The organism is Bacillus sp. 7705b (genome assembly GCF_002289525.1).
GTDB classification, from domain to species: domain Bacteria; phylum Bacillota; class Bacilli; order Bacillales; family Bacillaceae; genus Bacillus; species Bacillus halotolerans.
In genome coordinates this window covers 171061-187962 of record NZ_NSDH01000023.1, presented here as the reverse complement: position 1 = coordinate 187962, position 16902 = coordinate 171061, and the positions used below count along the sequence as shown (strand labels likewise).

Annotated in this window: 16 protein-coding genes; 9 read left to right on the top strand and 7 right to left on the bottom strand. The window is 43.9% G+C overall.

Annotated elements, in window-relative coordinates; all coding sequences use genetic code 11:
• The first annotated feature begins 216 nt into the window (after window positions 1–216).
• Entirely contained in the window at window positions 217–1218 is a 1002-nt protein-coding gene (lytE, locus tag CJU60_RS10380; RefSeq protein WP_024120725.1) for a peptidoglycan endopeptidase LytE, read from the top strand.
• A 69-nt stretch (window positions 1219–1287) separates the two neighbouring features.
• Here the strand turns inward: lytE and citR are convergent, their stop codons facing one another.
• Window positions 1288–2163 carry a transcriptional regulator CitR gene (citR, locus tag CJU60_RS10375; RefSeq protein ID WP_024120726.1) on the bottom strand — a complete coding sequence of 292 codons (876 nt, stop codon included), beginning with the start codon at window positions 2161–2163 and terminating at the stop codon, window positions 1288–1290.
• A 108-nt stretch (window positions 2164–2271) separates the two neighbouring features.
• Here citR and citA point away from each other — a divergent pair, with 108 nt between their 5' ends.
• From citA to CJU60_RS10355, 4 genes are all read left to right on the top strand, one after another.
• Complete coding sequence (gene citA / locus CJU60_RS10370) at window positions 2272–3372, top strand: citrate synthase CitA (RefSeq protein ID WP_095713740.1); 1101 nt, start codon at window positions 2272–2274, stop codon at window positions 3370–3372.
• Window positions 3373–3444: 72 nt separating this feature from the next.
• Complete coding sequence (locus CJU60_RS10365; protein ID WP_095713739.1) at window positions 3445–4314, top strand: SDR family oxidoreductase; 870 nt, start codon at window positions 3445–3447, stop codon at window positions 4312–4314.
• Between the two features lie 247 nt (window positions 4315–4561).
• Window positions 4562–5959: a branched-chain amino acid transporter BcaP gene (gene bcaP, locus CJU60_RS10360; protein WP_095713738.1), complete on the top strand. Its 1398-nt coding sequence runs from the start codon at window positions 4562–4564 to the stop codon at window positions 5957–5959.
• A 117-nt stretch (window positions 5960–6076) separates the two neighbouring features.
• Window positions 6077–7432, top strand: coding sequence for a sodium-dependent transporter (locus tag CJU60_RS10355; RefSeq protein WP_059352610.1), 1356 nt, complete (start codon window positions 6077–6079; stop codon window positions 7430–7432).
• A gap of 37 nt (window positions 7433–7469) precedes the next feature.
• Here CJU60_RS10355 and pdxR read toward each other — a convergent pair whose 3' ends face one another.
• Window positions 7470–8876, bottom strand: coding sequence for a MocR-like pyridoxine biosynthesis transcription factor PdxR (gene pdxR / locus CJU60_RS10350; RefSeq protein WP_095713737.1), 1407 nt, complete (start codon window positions 8874–8876; stop codon window positions 7470–7472).
• 109 nt (window positions 8877–8985) lie between these two features.
• Here pdxR and CJU60_RS10345 point away from each other — a divergent pair, with 109 nt between their 5' ends.
• Entirely contained in the window at window positions 8986–9414 is a 429-nt protein-coding gene (locus tag CJU60_RS10345; RefSeq protein WP_095713736.1) for a GNAT family N-acetyltransferase, read from the top strand.
• Between the two features lie 32 nt (window positions 9415–9446).
• Here the strand turns inward: CJU60_RS10345 and CJU60_RS10340 are convergent, their stop codons facing one another.
• Genes CJU60_RS10340 through sigM form a run of 3 tightly spaced genes read right to left on the bottom strand, consistent with a single transcriptional unit; the run spans window position 9447 to window position 11282 of the window.
• On the bottom strand, window positions 9447–9737 hold the full coding sequence (locus CJU60_RS10340) for a hypothetical protein (RefSeq protein WP_024120733.1): 291 nt from the start codon (window positions 9735–9737) through the stop codon (window positions 9447–9449).
• Window positions 9725–10801, bottom strand: a complete 1077-nt coding sequence (locus CJU60_RS10335; RefSeq protein ID WP_095713735.1) for an anti-sigma factor — start codon at window positions 10799–10801, stop codon at window positions 9725–9727. Before CJU60_RS10335 ends, CJU60_RS10340 begins: the two co-directional genes overlap by 13 nt.
• Complete coding sequence (sigM, locus tag CJU60_RS10330) at window positions 10791–11282, bottom strand: RNA polymerase sigma factor SigM (protein ID WP_024120735.1); 492 nt, start codon at window positions 11280–11282, stop codon at window positions 10791–10793. The genes CJU60_RS10335 and sigM overlap by 11 nt, the downstream gene beginning before the upstream one ends.
• Before the next feature lie 196 nt (window positions 11283–11478).
• Here sigM and CJU60_RS10325 point away from each other — a divergent pair, with 196 nt between their 5' ends.
• The 3 genes from CJU60_RS10325 (at window position 11479) to CJU60_RS10315 (ending at window position 14438) form a co-directional block, all read left to right on the top strand.
• Window positions 11479–12474, top strand: coding sequence for an aldo/keto reductase (locus tag CJU60_RS10325; RefSeq protein WP_095713734.1), 996 nt, complete (start codon window positions 11479–11481; stop codon window positions 12472–12474).
• 135 nt (window positions 12475–12609) lie between these two features.
• A complete protein-coding gene (locus tag CJU60_RS10320; RefSeq protein WP_024120737.1) occupies window positions 12610–13209 on the top strand; it encodes a 1-acylglycerol-3-phosphate O-acyltransferase in 600 nt (199 codons plus the stop codon).
• Between the two features lie 101 nt (window positions 13210–13310).
• The gene (locus CJU60_RS10315) at window positions 13311–14438 is read left to right on the top strand and encodes an NAD(P)/FAD-dependent oxidoreductase (RefSeq protein ID WP_095713733.1); all 1128 of its coding nucleotides are present in this window, start codon (window positions 13311–13313) and stop codon (window positions 14436–14438) included.
• Window positions 14439–14462: 24 nt separating this feature from the next.
• On the opposite strand, the gene CJU60_RS10310 is transcribed toward CJU60_RS10315, so the two are convergent.
• Window positions 14463–15362 (bottom strand): NAD-dependent epimerase/dehydratase family protein, encoded by a 900-nt coding sequence (locus CJU60_RS10310; protein WP_095713732.1) that lies wholly within the window; start codon window positions 15360–15362, stop codon window positions 14463–14465.
• A 177-nt stretch (window positions 15363–15539) separates the two neighbouring features.
• Entirely contained in the window at window positions 15540–16874 is a 1335-nt protein-coding gene (locus CJU60_RS10305; RefSeq protein ID WP_024120740.1) for a hemolysin family protein, read from the bottom strand.
• Window positions 16875–16902 lie beyond the last annotated feature (28 nt).

Here is a 16902-nt window from a genome sequence, read left to right as displayed (position 1 = left end):
CCAAAAAACATGACAAAAGCACTCGTTTTTTGTCACCTTTGAAATGAAAATGAAATATTTAATACCCTTAAAAACTTTTTTTGAAAACGAATAATTAAGAAATTTGTCACGTGAAGTCAAGACTATTTCTGTTGGGAATCCATCCTTATAATAGAAAACAAGATGATTAATTAAAAAAAGAGATAATAATAGATATACATATTTAGGGAGGAAAACATGAAAAAGCAAATCATTACAGCTACAACAGCAGTAGTTTTAGGATCGACCTTATTTGCAGGAGCGGCATCTGCACAAAGCGTCAAGGTGAAAAAAGGCGACACGTTATGGGATCTTTCAAAAAAATACGGCACCACAATAAGTAAAATTAAATCAGAAAACAAGCTTCATTCCGATATTATTTACGCAGGACAGACTTTATCTATTAACGGTAAATCGGCAGCATCAGGTTCAAAAAGCAGTTCATCTTCTTCTACATACAAAGTAGTGAGCGGCGACAGTCTTTGGAAGATTTCGAAAAAATACGGCATGACGATCAATGAACTGAAAAAACTGAACGGCTTAAAATCAGATCTTCTGCGTATCGGACAAGTTCTGAAAGTGAAGGGCTCAAGCAGTTCAAGCAGCTCCGGCTCATCAAGCGTGTCTACGTCTGCAACTTCTACTTACAAAGTAGTAAGCGGCGACAGTCTATCTAAAATCGCGAAAAAATACGGCACAACGGTTAGCAAAATAAAGAGTCTCAACGGCTTAAAATCAGATTTAATCTATGTCGGACAAGTATTGAAGGTGAAAGGAACAAGTTCAAAACCTGTCACTTCCTCTAAACCTTCATCTAGTTCAAGCAGCAAAGTATCATCTACATCACTTAACGTAAGCAAACTGGTTTCTGATGCAAAAGCGCTAACTGGAACGCCGTACAAATGGGGCGGAACAACAACTTCCGGTTTTGACTGCAGCGGATTCATTTGGTACGTATTAAACAAACAAACAAGTGTGGCAAGAACGAGCACTGCAGGATACTGGAGTTCCATGAAGAGCATTGCCAGCCCGTCTGTCGGTGATTTCGTCTTCTTTACAACATATAAATCCGGCCCTTCTCACATGGGGATTTACATTGGAAACAACAGTTTCGTTCATGCAGGATCTGACGGTGTACAAATCAGCAGCCTGAACAACAGCTACTGGAAGCCTCGCTACCTCGGTGCGAAAAGATTCTAATTTTACGAAGTAACCCGTTCATAGAACGGGTTTTTTTCATTAGACGGAGCATCTTCGTTTTGGTTACATCTAAAAATGAAAATGTGATAAAAAGTCCAAAAACTTTTTTTCCTTCTTATTTTCATAAAGGGCGATCGCATAAGCACCGGCATAAGGCAGCTGCACAGAATGGTAAGGAATTCTGATCATCTGTTTTTCCTCTAATTCGCGCTTTACTGTAGATAAGGGGAGGAATGAAACGCCAAGTCCTTCTTTTATAAACCGTTTCGTTATATGGGTTTGTGTGACTTTCATTGTTCTCACAAATGGAAAAGTCACTCTGACTTGACGGAGTAAGTCGTCCCAGTAGTCAGGATGATTGTGGGTCAAAAGCAGGTATTGCTCAAGCACCTCTTTGGCATCAATTTCTTCGTCTGATGTGAAACGCTGATCAGGAGGCGCAACGAGGACGACAGGGTCCTTATATAAACAGTGGCATGTTAAAGAAGAAGACTGGACTTTTAAACAGCTCAGTCCGATATCCGCCTCGCCGGCTTTAATCAGAGACGAGATTTCTGCCGATTCAAAAATTTTCACTGCAATTTCTGTTTCGGTATTCATTGAAGTGTATCGTTTCATAACAGATGGAAGCACGGTATCGGCAATAAGCGGCGAAACCGCGAGCTGTAAGGTTTGAGAGTAGCCTTGTCTCACTCTGTGGAGCTCTGCCATGCTGTTTTCATAGTCATCAAGCAGCCTCAGTGCGAACGGCAAATAAGCCCTGCCTTCATCGGTTAACTGAATCTGCCTGCCTTTTCGCTCGAACAGCTTGCAGCTGATTTCTTTTTCTAATTGCTTGATATGAACGGTTACAGTGGGCTGAGATAAAAAAAGCGTTTCTGCTGTTTTTCTGAAGTTTTCATATTTCGCTGCGGTCACAAAGGTGTGAAGCCATTTGAAATCCATTTCCATTCTCCCTCTGATTAAGATTTTTAATTAATTCCCTTTAAAATATTCAATATTTTTTAAAAATTATATTTACTATAATAACAGAAAAGGATAGGGGGAATACAAATGGTACATTACGGATTAAAGGGAATTACATGTGTGGACACATCAATCAGCCATATTGACGGCGAAAAAGGTCGGCTTATCTACAGAGGGCATCATGCAAAAGACATCGCGCTGCATCACAGCTTTGAAGAAGCCGCTTACTTGATTTTATTTGGAAAACTGCCGGCATCAGATGAATTACAGACATTTGAAAAAAAGCTGATTGCGGAGCGAAACCTGCCTGACCGCATCGGGCGTTTGATTCAGTCGCTGCCAAACAACATGGACGACATGTCGGTACTGAGAACGGTTGTTTCAGCATTAGGGGAAAATACGTACACGTTTTATCCAAAAATAGAAGAAGCGATTCGGCTGATTGCCATCACGCCGTCCATTATCGCTTACAGAAAACGCTGGGTGCGCGGCGAGCAATCCATTGAGCCATCTTCCCAGTACGGACATGTCGAAAACTATTATTATATGCTCACAGGTGAACAGCCTTCAGAAGCAAAAAAGAAAGCGCTTGAAACATATATGATTCTGGCCATGGAGCACGGCATGAATGCATCAACTTTCTCGGCACGGGTCACTTTGTCTACAGAGAGTGATTTGGTATCGGCCATTACCGCGGCGCTTGGCACGATGAAAGGCCCGCTTCATGGAGGGGCTCCATCTGCTGTGACGAAAATGCTTGAAGACATTGGAGAAAAAGCGAATGCTGCAGCGTATTTGACAGCAAAGCTTGAAAAAGGAGAACGCCTGATGGGATTTGGGCACCGCGTGTATAAGACGAAAGATCCGCGGGCAGAAGCTTTGAGACAGAAAGCTGAAGAGGTTGCAGGCGATGACCGTGATTTGGATCTGGCGCTGCATGTAGAGGCAGAAGCGATTCGTTTGCTGGACATCTACAAACCGGGCCGCAAGCTGTACACAAACGTTGAATTTTATGCAGCTGCTGTCATGAAGGCAATTGATTTTGATGATGAATTGTTTACACCGACGTTTTCAGCAAGCCGAATGGTAGGCTGGTGCGCACACGTGCTGGAACAAGCAGAAAACAACATGATTTTCCGCCCGTCAGCTAAATATACAGGGGCTATTCCTGAAGAAGTACTTTTATAAACATATTTTGCGGTTTATTCGCTGCTGTGATGTGGTAAACGATCAGTATTATCATGTCTAGGAGTGATCAATATGAACCCAATGGACAGACAAACAGAAGGACAAGAACCGCAGCGGCAGGACCGGCAGCCGGGTATTGAGTCCGAAATGAATCCTCTTCCTTTATCAGAGGACCGTGATTATAAAGGAAGCGGAAAACTGAAAGGAAAAGTCGCGATCATTACAGGAGGCGACAGCGGAATCGGGAGAGCGGCAGCAATCGCGTACGCAAAAGAAGGGGCGGACGTCTCCATTCTTTATCTGGACGAACATTCTGACGCGGAGGAAACGCGAAAACAGATTGAACAGGAAAACGTCCGCTGCCTGCTGATCCCGGGTGACGTCGGAGATGAGAAGCATTGTGAACAGGCTGTACAGCAAACCGTAGACCATTTTGGGAAGCTGGATATTTTGGTTAACAACGCAGCTGAACAGCACCCGCAGGACAGTATTCTTGATATTTCAACAGAACAGCTTGAAAAAACCTTCCGCACGAACATTTTTTCAATGTTTCATATGACGAAGAAAGTTTTGCCTCATTTGAAAGAAGGGAGCGCAATCATTAATACGACCTCGATTACCGCTTATGAAGGGGATACCGCATTAATTGACTATTCCAGTACAAAGGGGGCAATTGTCTCCTTTACACGATCAATGAGCAAATCTCTTGCGGACAAAGGCATCAGAGTGAATGCGGTGGCGCCCGGTCCGATTTGGACACCGCTGATTCCGGCGACATTCCCGGAAGAAAAAGTGAAACAGCATGGACTTGATACACCGATGGGCAGACCGGGACAGCCGGTTGAGCATGCGGGGGCGTACGTCTTGCTCGCATCTGACGAATCTTCCTATATGACGGGACAGACGATTCATGTAAATGGCGGCCGTTTTATTTCAACATAATGTACAAAAAACCAGCAGATTTGCTGGTTTTTTGTGCATGAAAATATGTTACCGCAGAAATTTGTCGAATTTTTTAAAAATTTAGTTTTCATTTTCAGATTTTTATATATAATATTGAGTAGGAGAAAGGAATGATTCATCACCAGTACAAATATAGTAGAAAAAAAGAAAAACGGCCATTATCGCTCATGAATTCAGAAAATTCAAATAAAATATAAAGAAATCATCAGCTAGGAGTTGAAGGGGAATGAAAGGAAGCGTATTTAGGAAGAAAAGCATACAAGATTTAATCGCTGCAACAAATGGAGAAAAATCCTTAAAAAGAGAATTAGGGGCGTTTGACTTAACATTGCTTGGGATTGGGGCCATTATTGGTACTGGGATTTTTGTACTGACGGGGACAGGGGCGGTAACTGCCGGACCCGGACTGACCATTTCATTTGTTGTCGCAGCGCTGGCTTGTTTATTCGCTGCATTGTCTTATGCTGAATTTGCTTCAAGTGTGCCTGTCTCAGGTTCCGTGTACACATTTACTTATGCTACAATGGGAGAACTTTTGGCCTTCATTATCGGGTGGGATTTAATTTTAGAGTATATGCTGGCGGTAAGTGCCGTTTCAGTCGGGTGGTCCGGGTATTTTCAATCATTTTTGTCCGGGCTGGGCATTCATCTTCCGGTTGCCTTAACGGCTGCTCCGGGGGCTGTAAAAGGAACATTTACCATTTTTAATCTGCCTGCGTTTGTCATTGTTCTTGCGATTACGTATTTGCTTTATTTAGGTATCAGAGAATCTAAAAGAGTCAACAACATAATGGTCATTTTAAAAGTGCTGGTCGTTCTCTTATTTATTGCGGTGGCAGCTGTTTACGTGAAGCCGGATAACTGGCAGCCGTTTATGCCAATGGGCTTTGGCGGCGTATTCAGCGCAGCGGCGCTCGTTTTCTTTGCTTTTATCGGATTTGACGCTGTATCCTCTGCTGCGGAAGAGACGAAAAACCCTGGGAAGGATCTGCCGAAAGGAATTATTTTCTCATTATTGGCTTGTACGATTTTATATGTTACTGTATCAGCCATCATGACAGGGGTTGTTCCGTTTGCCCAGTTTGCAGGCGTCGATCATCCGGTTTCTCTCGTTCTTCAAAGCGCGGGGCAAAACTGGGTGGCAGGCATTATCGATATCGGCGCGGTTTTGGGAATGACAACGGTTATGCTTGTGATGCTTTATGGACAGACACGCGTTATGTTTGCTATGTCTCGTGACGGCCTGGTTCCGGGCTCGCTTTCTAAGGTTCATCCGAAGCATAAAACACCTTATGTAGCGACTTGGTTTTTCGGCATTATGTCGGCGCTTCTCGGTTCACTTGTTCCGCTTGATGAGCTTGCCAAGCTGGTAAACATCGGAACGCTGTCAGCGTTTGTGCTGATTTCTGTGGCGGTTATCGTATTGAGAAAGAAACAGCCTGATCTCCCGAGAGCTTTTAAATGCCCAGGGGTTCCGGTTATCCCGGGCTTAGCAATTCTTTTCTGCCTGGTCTTAATTTTTAATCTTGGATGGGTAACGATTGTCCGCTTCCTTGTGTGGCTGTTAATTGGCATGGCGATCTATTTCTTATATTCAAGAAAGCATTCAAAATTAAATCAATAACTCTCAAAGAAGAGAGCGGCTTACCCTGGCCGCTCTCTTTTCTATTCTCATCAAATGAATATATAGAAATAAGCATGAAAATAAGAGATAATATAGGCTGGAAAGGAAGTGACATCATTGTCTGAGCAAAAACCAGTCCAATGGGCTTCAAAAATCGGTTTCGTCATGGCTGCCGCTGGATCAGCTATCGGCTTAGGCGCGATTTGGAAGTTCCCTTATGTAGCGGGGACGAATGGAGGAGGCGCCTTTTTCCTTATTTTTGTGCTATTTACCATTCTCTTGGGCTATCCGCTTTTAGTGGGAGAATTTATCTTTGGAAGACGGAACCAAACGAATGCCATTGATGCATATAAAAAAGAAGCGCCGCGAACAGCTTGGTTTCTCACAGGATGGGTCGGCGTAGCGGCTTGTTTCTTAGTTTTATCGTTTTACAGTGTTATCGGAGGATGGATTTTACTATATATAGTGAAAACAGCATCAGGTTCACTGTCAGGACTCACTCAGGAACAGTACGGTGCACTTTTTGGTTCTGTTATTCAAAATCCCGTGCAGACGCTCGCGGCTCAGCTTATCTTTATGGTGCTGACTGTGCTGGTTGTCGCCAGAGGGGTTCAAAAAGGGATTGAACGGGTAAGCGCGGTGATGATGCCGATTTTGTTTATATTGTTTGTCCTGCTTGTTCTTCGGTCGCTCACGCTGGATCATGCGATTGAAGGCGTGAAATTTTTGCTTGTGCCTCATTTCGGCGATTTGACGCCGGAGTCTGTTTTATTTGCGCTGGGACAGGCTTTCTTTACGTTAACACTGGGGGTTTCGGTCATGGTGACTTACAGCTCCTATCTGCCGAAAACGCAAAATATCCCGCGGTCTGCAGCCTCCATTGTCGTCATGAATATCATTGTGACACTTTTGGCAGGCCTGGCTATTTTTCCTGCGGTTTTCTCCTTCGGATTGGAGCCGAATGAAGGTCCGACTTTGCTGTTTACAGTGCTTCCGGCCGTTTTTGAACAGCTTCCGTTCGGCATCCTGTTTTTCATCGGCTTTCTTGTCGCATTTTTATTTGCCGCACTGACCTCTGCCTTTTCAATGGTGGAAATGATTGTAGCCATTATCGGCAAAGGCGATGAAACGAAGAGGAAAAAACTGTCATGGACAAGCGGGTTTTTAATCTTCTTAGTCGGTATCCCATCTTGCTTATCTTATGGCATGCTGAGCGATGTGCGCATATTTGATAAGACGTTTTTTGACGTTGTCGATTTTACTGTCAGCAATGTTCTGCTGCCATTAGGCGCCCTGTTAATTTCTATTTTTATTCCGCTGAAAATATCGAAACAGGAGCTGTGGGCAGAAATGAGACAAGGATCGCATCCCGGAAAAGCATTCTTTTATATATGGTTTTATTTGCTCCGTTTCGTTGTGCCGCTGGCTATTATTATTGTGTTCTTAAATTTAATCGGGATTATATCCTTTTAGAAAAACAGGCTCCGTTGGGGGCCTGTTTTTTTGTTTTTTATGATTTCATCAGCGGCTCCCATGCGGTTTTCAGCTTTTTGATACCGAGCCGGATGTCCTCTTCAGAAAGCCCTCCATAACCGATTAAGACAGAAACAAACGGCGGCTGGCTTTTGTACGATGGAGATACCGGATAGACATTCACTCTGTTTTTGGCAGCGGCTTTTATTGCTTCATCCTCACTGGCTGAAAACATAAGCCGGAGCAGGATGTGAAGCCCCGAGTTTTTTCCGAGAACCTCCACACTGTCTCCCAGTTCAGTTCGTATCGCTTCCAGCAGAACAGCGTGTTTTTTTCGATACAAGGATCTCATCCTGTTCAAATGCTTTTGCCATTCGCCGTTTTCAATGAAATCTGCCAATGCCAATTGATTATGGGAAGAGACGGTCTGTTTCATCAAAAGCGCATTTTTTCTTACGGGTTCAATAAGTGCAGCAGGAAGAATCATATAGCTGATCCGCAAGGAAGGGAGCAATGATTTTGAAAAAGTGCCGAGATAAATGACCCTGCCATTCGGGTCAAGGCCTTGCAGAGATGGAATGGGCTGCCCGCTGTAGCGGAATTCTCCATCATAATCATCCTCAATAATAAATGAGTTTGCCTCTTTTGCCCAAGATAACAGTTCCTGTCTTCGGGCGATCGTCATTATGCTCCCGAGCGGGAATTGATGCGAGGGAGTCGTATAGACAAGATGCGGGCTCTCGTGTGTAAGGATAGCCGGCAGGACTCCTTCTTCATCAGTGCAAATGGGAATCACGTTCATGTGATTGGCCTCAAACATTCGTCTTGAACGGTGAAATCCCGGTTCTTCAAAACCGATTTTTGTTCCCGGCTGATGCGTAAGGCAAAGAATTTGCAGAAGGACAGTAGTGCCTGCTCCGATAATAATCTGGCTGGGGTCACAATTGACACCCCGTGACAGTCTGACAAATCGGGCTATCATTTCTCTGAGTGCAGGTTCTCCTTGAGGATCGCCTGAGGTGTGAAATTGTTCAGAATACAGATCGAGACTTTTCACTATGCTTTTTCGCCAAGCGTTAAAGGGAAAGTGGACCGGGTCGACATTTCCTTGATGAAAGTTAATAACAGGTTCTATTTCTTTATGAGTGACCGATTGAGGAGGCGGTTGATATGATACTGGAGCAGCCGGAAACTCAGGTTCAATTTCTGCCGCAAACCAGCCGATTTTAGGCTTGCTTTTGACATATCCTTCAGCGGTTAATTGCTCGTAGGCGCGTTCTACCGTTGCCGTGCTGACACCGAGCAAGCCGGAGAGCCTGCGTTTTGACGGAAGCCTCATTCCCTTGGTGATTCTGGCATGTGTCATTTCTTGTTTGAAATAGGTGTAAAGCTGTTCATACAGCGGTGTTTTGCTTGTTTTGTCCAGAAACGGCGTGATATCCATTTTATCTCTCCTTTGCACCTGACGTGGTCATTTTTTCAGGTTTTGGCTATTTGGTGAATGCCATAAATCGGATATTATCATTGTAACGAATGGAGAGGGGATTGATAAGATGCTTCATATCAAACAATTAACGACTAGAGAAGAATGGATGGAAGCATATCCGGTAATGCGTGAATTAAGAACAGAGCTGGATGAAAAGACGTATTTACATAGGCTGGAGCGCTGTGTCCAAAAAGAGTCGTATATGCTGTTTGCCTTATATGAGGATAAAGCGATCAGGGCGCTGTGCGGCGCACTGCCAAGGGTCTCGCTTCATAAAGGAGAGTACGTATGGATAGCGGATCTTGTCACAAGCGGGTCTCATAGATCTAAAGGGTACGGCAAACTTCTTTTGGATTATGCGGCAAACTGGGCGAGAGATGCGGGCTATCCTCTTGTCAGTCTTTCATCAGGCCTTCAGCGCAAAGACGCCCACAGATTTTATAAGGATAAAATGGGATTTACGATTGAAAGTTATTTATTCAGAAAACAGCTGTAATAAAAAAGACGCCGTTTCAGGCGTCTTTTCTGCTAAAAGCCAAACTGTAAGTTGGTATCCACTGATACGATGGTATACACACAGATAATCACAAAGAGATTAAGTACAACGCCGAGCAGGCCGGGACCCGTGCGTCCTCTTTTGATGAAAAGCTCGATAACGCCAAACGGAACGGCGGCCATGGCAAACGGCAGCATTTGATAAGAATAAGAGGTCACATTGCTGATAATCGCCAAATTAAGCAAGAGCAAAGACAGAATTGCTGTCCCGACAGATATCCAGCCAAATACATTATGTTCTTTAAAAATTCTTACCAATTCCATAATTCCACCTCGCCGACATTTGCTGATTTTACTGATTTGTTTTTCAGCATGCGCTGGATTTCCTTGGTCGGTCCTGTAACGACTGAGCCGTATACATTAACACCATTTTTCTCTACATAATCCAAGCGGGAGTCCACTTTTAAATCTTTTCGTTTTGAGATGACCTGCGCCCATTTCTCGTGCTTCGATATGTAAGTTAAAGCATCGATAAATTGGTCGCCGTTTGACTTGCCTTTTGTATTAAGCGCAGTCAGGAACTTTGAATCTTTCCCTGGGTAGCCAAGCGGCTCTGCGTAAGGGGTATCCTTTGTATTGTTCTCTGTTTCAACCGCGTTCCACAAAAAGCTTACATCATAGCCGCTGAATTTTTGATACACTTCTTTTGTCGGATATGCCCGGTCATAAGAAAGGTAGACCTCGGAAACAGTCCCTTCAGGCAAAGTTTTTAATGTTTTTTCTGCTTTTGCGGTTGTTTGTTCAGATCCGCTTGATGGGTGTGTAAAGTAATGGCCGGCTTTATGGATTTCTAAGTCATAGTAGTTGACGACCGGCGCTTTCACTCTGTCATAAAACATTTCCACCCGTTCATTCCCCACGGCGGCCGTTTTTGTGCCAATCTGTTTTTGCAGCGGGAATTCTGTATTCATGCCAAACAGCTTCACCTGGCTCTTCAGTCCAGAAGTATCGACAAGAACATTTGGCATAGTCAGGGCTACAGTGACTGCGGCAGTTTCCATAAATTCATTGCCGGTGCTGTGTTTTCCTCCCATTCCGTAATAGAGGTAGCTTCCCAGCGTACATAGCGGCAAAATCATTAATGTCGAAATGACGGCAAGCGCGGAAATACGCAAATAAGACTTCCGTTTGCCGTAGGCCAGAATGGCTTTTTGTTTTTCAGGACTGATGTCGACATCCCAATCATGATCGTCTGGCAGCTCACTATCAATCATTTCCTGATACACTTCGAGCTTCTCAAGTTCCTCTTCAAACGCGGTCATTTCCTGATCGCTCATTTCACCGTTTTTATATTGATCAAAACGCTTTTTAAATTCTTCATTCATCATTAACACCTCTATTATAAAGTGCTTTCAGCCGCTGTCTGGCACGAAACAAAACACTTTTAAAATTCGCCTCTGAAATATTCATAATATGGGATGCTTCTTTGTAATTTAATTCTTTTAAATAATATAGTGTTAACGCCTCCCGATAGTTATCGGGGAGCTCGGACATATAACCAGTCAGCACTTCCTTTATCTCTACCTGATGGGCAGGGCTCTGAACAGCAGTTTGAAAGAGACTTCCAATCAAATCATCAGAAATGGTTACTTCTTTCTTATGCTTTCTGACGTAATCAATGAAGGCGTTCCGCGCCACTTGAAAAAGCCAGGGCTTTACTTTGCTGTGATCATAGGAGTGAATGTGTATGTATGCCCGCATAAAGGTTTCCTGCAGCAAGTCTTCGGCAAGATGCTTGTCTTTTGTCATGGAGAGCAGGAACCTGTAAACATCATTCATGTACATTTGGTAAATTTCATCGATCGTCACTGCCTTTTCTCCCCTCTATGTTATACACGCATAAGAAAGGTTTAAAGTTGCACATTACATGCAAACGGCTTTTTAATACGTAATTAAACACCATTACTCTATAGTACCGAAAATTTGCCCTGAAAGATAGTGGTGAGAAATGTTTAACATTTTTTCCATCAGGGAAACCATAGTGAAAAAGTGAAGGAGTGGCACAATGGAATACACCAGTATCTCAGACACAGGAATAAAAGCCTCCCGAATTGGACTCGGCACATGGGCGATCGGCGGAACCATGTGGGGAGGCACTGATGAAAAAACATCGATCGAAACCATCCGCGCCGCTCTTGATAAGGGGATCACACTGATTGACACCGCGCCGGCGTATGGCTTCGGACAGTCCGAAGAAATTGTCGGGAAGGCGATCAAGCAGCATGGGGCAAGAGATCAGGTTGTTCTTGCCACTAAAACGGCGCTGGATTGGAAAAACAATCAGCTGTTCCGCCATGCTAACAGAGCGAGAATTATACAGGAGGTCGAGGATTCCCTGCAACGTCTTCAGACGGATTATATCGATCTATATCAGGTGCACTGGCCTGATCCGCTTGTCCCGATAGAGGAAACAGCAGAAGTGATGAAGGAATTATATGATGCCGGGAAAATCCGCGCGATCGGCGTCAGTAATTTTTCAGTTGAACAAATGGATACATTTCGGGCTGTTGCTCCGCTTCATACAATCCAGCCTCCTTACAATCTGTTTGAAAGGGAAATTGAAGAGAATGTGCTTCCGTATGCGAAAGACAAACAGATGACAACACTATTGTACGGCAGTTTATGCAGAGGGCTGTTAACAGGAAAAATGACAGAAGATCATTCGTTTGAGGGAGACGATCTCCGAAATCACGATCCGAAATTCCAGAAGCCAAGATTTAAAGAGTATCTTTCTGCTGTCAATCAATTAGATGAGCTGGCGAAGACACGGTATGGAAAATCAGTGATTCATCTGGCCGTCAGATGGATTTTAGACCAGCCGGGAGCTGGGATCGCCCTTTGGGGGGCTAGAAAACCTGAGCAAATAGAGGCGGTATCAGAAATTACCGGCTGGACGCTGAGCAGTGAAGATAAAAAAGACATCAATACCATATTGGAACAGACGATATCAAACCCGGTCGGACCGGAATTTATGGCGCCTCCGACAAGAGAGGGCATATAACAAAAAGCTGAGGATGATTCCTCAGCTTTTTGACGTTAAGAAAAGAGAAATCTTAAAAATTAGTACCAGGTAATAAAAAATGTTGTTATAATAAGTAACAGAAAGAATCATTGATTACGACAAAGGAAGTGCGATATGTATAAGTTTTGTGCAAATGCTTTAAAAGTTATTCTTTCTCTTCGCGGAGGAGTGAAGGTGTATAACAAAGAAAACCTTCCGGCCGATTCAGGTTTTGTCATCGCGTGTACACACTCTGGCTGGGTTGATGTGATCACACTCGGAGTCGGGATTCTTCCTTATCAAATACACTACATGGCGAAAAAAGAGCTTTTTCAAAATAAATGGATCGGTTCGTTTCTGAAGAAAATTCATGCCTTTCCGGTAGATCGGGAAAATCCCGGCCCAAGCAGCATTAAAACGCCGATTAAGCTGCTGAAAGAAGGAGAAATTGTCGGAATCTTCCCAAGCGGAACAAGAACCTCTGAGGATGTGCCTTTAAAAAGAGGCGCAGTGACAATTGCGCAAATGGGGAAAGCGCCCCTTGTTCCGGCCGCTTATAAAGGACCTTCAAGCGGAAAGGCATTGTTCAAAAAAGGAAAAATGAAGCTGATTATCGGTAAACCTTTGCAGCAGGCCGATTTTGCCCATCTTCCGTCTAAGGAAAGGCTGGCGGCTATGACAGAGGCTTTGAATAACAGCATTAAAGAGCTTGAAAAGAAGCTGGAACAACTCTAATTCATCAGTCATTGCATTCACCCATTTCCCGATTGTTTATAATTTCCTGGGCCATTAGCTATACTAAATGAGGTATTGATCATTGGGAAAGGTTACGGATCATGAAAAAAATGATAATAGTCGGGGCTGGAATTTTGGGAGCATCAACAGCATATCAGCTAGCCAAAATGGGTGCAGAGGTTCTTGTTATAGATCGGAAAGATAAGGGCCAGGCCACCCATGCAGCGAAAGGCATTATCTGTCCATGGCTGTCTCCTCGCCGTGATCAGGCTTGGTACCGGCTGGCAAAGGACGGAGCGCGCTTTTATCCTCGGTTCATAGAAGAACTTAGAAAAGAAGGCGAGACGGACATTGGTTATGCTCAAGTCGGTGCTCTCAGTATTCATCACGATAAAGAAATGATAGAAAAGATCGAAAAACGTGTGCGGGAGCGTAAACAAGCTGCCGCGGAAATTGGTGAGATTACCTTTCTTCATGAAAACCAAACAGCTGATTTGTTTCCTCTGCTGGCTGGACGGTACCATTCTGTTCATATAAGCGGAGCCGCCCGCGTGGATGGAGAAGTGCTGCGAGATACATTATTGAGATCTGCTCAAAGAAACGGTGCAGTCATTTTAAAAGGTGATGCTGCGCTTCGACATCATTCGAATCGTGTCACAGGCGTAACTGTCGGTAATGAAATCTATTCTTCTGACGAGGTTATTGTTTGTGCCGGTGTTTGGGCAGACCAATTGTTAGCGCCTTTGGGAATTCACTTCAAAGTAAGTGTGCAAAAAGCGCAAATTGTGTATGTGCAGGTGCCGAATGTAAATCATATCGACAGCTGGCCTGCAGTGATGCCGCCTTCCAAAGAATATCTTTTAGCTTATCATGACAATAGAATAGCCATCGGTGCGACACGTGAAGATGAGATAGGCGGACGTGATGTGCGGATAACGGCTGGCGGGCTGCAGGAACTTCTGAGCAAAGGATTAGAAATGGCTCCCGGCTTAGCGAACAGCACCTTTCAAGAGGCAAGAGTCGGCTTACGCCCCTTTACACCAGGCGATGTGCCGGTGATCGGATCTCTTCCCGGCTGGAATGGGATCATAGTGGCAAACGGTCTTGGATCGTCTGGTTTAACAATGGGCCCCTATATGGGGAAGCAGTTGGCGAAGATGGCCCTCAAAATGGATTTGGATATCAATTTAGATGATTATGATATAAAAAAAGCAGCAGGAGTCCGGTGATCGCCTGCTGCTTTTTTGTGATGTTTATATTTTTGATAATGATAGCTGATCCTCTGGCAGTGCTTTAAGAGAGCCGTCATTATTTAATACAGAACGCCATGTATAACGCGGTTCATAGCCAAGGACCTTTTGGGCTTTATCGATTGCCATCAGCGTTTCATATCCTTTTATATCTCTCTTTAAAGATACATCGGGGAAAAATCGTTTTACTAAGTCTTCACTCGGCTCTTTCATGATGGTATCGGGTGCAGTAATATGGAAGACGTCATTTCCGAGATTGTTTTTTTCGAGTGCTAGAAGGCAAGCATGTGCAGCATCCCTGACATCACAATACGCCCATGCGTTTTTCTTTTGAATATCCTTTTGCTGCTCGTTCCAGTGCATGCCTGGGATTTTTTCGTACTCATCAGGCTCATATATATTCGCAAAGCGGAGAGTGACAATTTGTGTATTGATCAGCTTTGAATACATATCTGAGAGGATTTCGGTCAGCCGTTTTGCCATCGCATAAGATGACTTTACGATCGTTGGATGCTCCTCGTCTACGGGAAGGTAACTGAGCTCGTCCGGCACAAATGGATATCCCAGCACCGTTTCACTTGAAGCCCACACAAGCTTACGGATTTTAAAATCTTTACAGGCTTCCAGGATATTAAAATTAACAAGCATATTATTTTCAAATATCGCCTGTGATGTATTCCTGACATCTGTAGGGATATTCCCAAGGTGAATCACAGCGTCACAGCCCATAATTAGCTGACATACCTGACCGTAATCCCGTAAATCAGCTTGAATAAATTTTTTCGATGCGGATTCTTCTTTTAATACTCTGTCTGATGCTGTCACATCATGGCCGGCCTCTAATATTGTTCTTACAGCCCAGCGTCCGATTTTACCTGCTGCTCCAGTTACGACAACTTTCATGTTTTCGCTCCTTTTCGATAATAATGCAGAGATGTTCGTTTTTCTCGCAGTTGCACCTTTTTAGAGTTCCCGCGGATGACCGATTTATTAGCAGCAGTTTTCAGAAGAGAGGTATGATCACGTCAAAAACGAACCAGAATAAAAAAAGACACCCCAATAAAGGGTGTCTTTTTCAAATTATGCTTCTTTCGACTCTCCAACTTCTATCAGCTCTTCTGCTGCGAGCTTTTTCACTTCAATATAAGCGACGTGGTGGCCGTCAATTTCATTAATAATAAATTCACAGCCTTCTTCGATAATTGAATCGTTCTTTTCAACATCGTATTTCTGAGTAAGGAACCAGCCGCCGATCGTATCGACTTCTTCATTCTCTAAATGAATGCCGAGCAGGTCGTTCACTTGGTCGATCAAGACTTTACCGTCCAGCATGTAATGGCCTTCGCCGATTTTGCGGATTTCGCTGATTTCATCAATATCAAACTCATCGCGGATTTCGCCAACGATTTCTTCAATAATGTCCTCTACCGTCACCAGTCCGGCAGTTCCGCCGTATTCATCTGAAAGGATTGCCATGTGGACTCTTTCTTTTTGCATTTTGACAAGCAAATCATGGATCGGCGCAGATTCAATCACATGAATGATCGGATTCACGAATTGAGAGATGGTGGAATCAACAGAAACCTCGCCGCTGATGCAGGCGGTCAGCACTTCTTTAATATTAATAACCCCGATAATATTATCTTTATCGCCCTCTTCTACTGGGTAGCGGGTATATTTTTCAATTTGAATGATTTCCATCATTTCAGAAATCTTAATATCGTGCGGAAGGCTGACAATCTCGGTCCGCGGGATCATAATTTCTTTCGCGAGCCTGTCGTCAAATTCAAAGATTTTATTCACATATTTAAACTCTGACTGGTTAATTTCACCGCTTTTATAGCTTTCCGACAGAATGATTCTTAGCTCTTCTTCAGAGTGAGCCAATTCGTTTTCTGATACGGTCTCCAGGCCAAAAGCTTTTGTCAATAACCGTGCGGAATTGTTCAAAAGCCAGATGAACGGGAACATGATGCGGTAAAACCAAATCAGCGGTTTCGCAAACAGCATAGACACTGCTTCCGCCTTTTGGATGGCAACTGTCTTAGGTGCAAGTTCTCCGACAACAACGTGCAGGAACGTGATAATGGCATACGCCAAAATAAACGATATGATATGTGAAAGGGAACTTGGTACGTCCAATTGTACGAAAAGCGGATGAACAAGCCTTTCAATCGTTGATTCCCCTAAAACCCCTAATCCAATGGAAGTCAATGTAATTCCAAGCTGACACGCAGATAGATACTCATCAAGATGCGTGGTCACTCTTTTTGCGGCAATTGCTGCTTTATTTCCTTCCGCGATCAGCTGATCAATCCGTGAGCCTCTGATTCTGATAATGGCAAACTCAGATGCTACGAAAAACGCCGTCAGGGCGATTAAAACAGCGACTAAAATCAAATTCACTATGTCCAATTAGAACCTTCACTCTACAATGAGAATG

Coding starts and splice junctions, on each gene's coding strand:
- CJU60_RS10335 (WP_095713735.1), bottom strand. CDS start 10,801: ATGATGAATGAAGAATTTAAAAAGCGTTTTGATCAATATAAAAACGGT.
- CJU60_RS10345 (WP_095713736.1), top strand. CDS start 8,986: ATGCTTCATATCAAACAATTAACGACTAGAGAAGAATGGATGGAAGCA.
- citA (WP_095713740.1), top strand. CDS start 2,272: ATGGTACATTACGGATTAAAGGGAATTACATGTGTGGACACATCAATC.
- lytE (WP_024120725.1), top strand. CDS start 217: ATGAAAAAGCAAATCATTACAGCTACAACAGCAGTAGTTTTAGGATCG.
- CJU60_RS10320 (WP_024120737.1), top strand. CDS start 12,610: ATGTATAAGTTTTGTGCAAATGCTTTAAAAGTTATTCTTTCTCTTCGC.
- pdxR (WP_095713737.1), bottom strand. CDS start 8,876: ATGGATATCACGCCGTTTCTGGACAAAACAAGCAAAACACCGCTGTAT.
- CJU60_RS10325 (WP_095713734.1), top strand. CDS start 11,479: ATGGAATACACCAGTATCTCAGACACAGGAATAAAAGCCTCCCGAATT.
- CJU60_RS10315 (WP_095713733.1), top strand. CDS start 13,311: ATGAAAAAAATGATAATAGTCGGGGCTGGAATTTTGGGAGCATCAACA.
- CJU60_RS10340 (WP_024120733.1), bottom strand. CDS start 9,737: ATGGAATTGGTAAGAATTTTTAAAGAACATAATGTATTTGGCTGGATA.
- CJU60_RS10365 (WP_095713739.1), top strand. CDS start 3,445: ATGAACCCAATGGACAGACAAACAGAAGGACAAGAACCGCAGCGGCAG.
- CJU60_RS10310 (WP_095713732.1), bottom strand. CDS start 15,362: ATGAAAGTTGTCGTAACTGGAGCAGCAGGTAAAATCGGACGCTGGGCT.
- citR (WP_024120726.1), bottom strand. CDS start 2,163: ATGGATTTCAAATGGCTTCACACCTTTGTGACCGCAGCGAAATATGAA.
- bcaP (WP_095713738.1), top strand. CDS start 4,562: ATGAAAGGAAGCGTATTTAGGAAGAAAAGCATACAAGATTTAATCGCT.